General features: G+C 46.5%; 1 protein-coding gene. It reads right to left on the reverse strand.

Annotated elements, in window-relative coordinates:
- Positions 1–1,025: 3-phosphoserine/phosphohydroxythreonine transaminase (gene serC, locus R8O70_RS26360; protein WP_318184604.1), on the reverse strand; the 1,025-nt coding region annotated here is incomplete at both ends.

The raw sequence follows: 1,025 nt of genomic DNA on the forward strand, positions 1-1,025 counted from the left end.
TGGGTCTGCTCGGGGGCTTTCATGGAGTCGCCCCACGCTTGCACACCTTCTAGCGGCATTGCATTGTAAATCGATGCGCGCATACCACCCACCACACGGTGACCTTTTAGCGCTTTTAGTCCTTTTGCATCCGCAAGCTCAAGGAAAGTCGCGTCAAGTTCAGGCTTCGCTAATTGGAAAGGAACGTTCATTAATGAACGGTTCGATGGATGAACGCCGTTACGGTAAAAATCAGACTGATCAATGTAATCGTAAAGCAGTTTTGCTTTTTCGCGATTCACTGTTTCAATGCTCTTAACGCCACCTTGTGCTTTAAGCCATTTGAAAACAAGGCCAGACAAGTACCAAGCAAACGTTGGTGGCGTGTTAAACATTGATTCTTTTTCAGCAAGAACTTTGTAATCAAGAATACTTGGTAGCACTTGTTTCGCCATGCCGAGTAGATCGTCACGAACGATCGCGATGGCAATACCTGATGGGCCAATGTTTTTCTGAGCGCCCGCGTAAATCACACCGTATTTCGACACGTCGATTTCACGAGAAAGAATTGTCGAAGACATATCAGCAACAATTGGTTTGTCGGTGATCGGAAGATCATTGATTTCGATGCCATCGATGGTTTCATTTGGGCAAAAGTGAACATAAGCCGCTTCTGGGGCAATTTTCCATTCGCTTGCAGGTAGAACAGCGACTTTACCGTCAATCTCTGTTTTGGCATCAAATACGTCAGGTTCGCAGTACTTCTTCGCCTCTTCGACTGCACTTTCAGCCCAGTAGCCACCATCGATGTAGGTTGCAGTTTCTGCATCACCAAGTAAGTTTAGCGGAACAGCGGCAAACTGAGCACGAGCACCACCTTGGCAGAACAGTACTTTGTAGTTGTCTGGAATATTCAGCAAATCACGTAGATCTTGCTCTGCTTCTTCTGCAACTTTGATGATCTCTTTACTTCGGTGACTGATTTCCATTACCGAAGTACCTAGGCCTTGCCAGTCGACCAGTTCCTGTTGTGCTTGCTGCATGAC

This window comes from Vibrio sp. 779(2023), assembly GCF_033344285.1.
In the GTDB taxonomy this organism is placed as follows: Bacteria; Pseudomonadota; Gammaproteobacteria; order Enterobacterales; family Vibrionaceae; genus Vibrio; species Vibrio alginolyticus.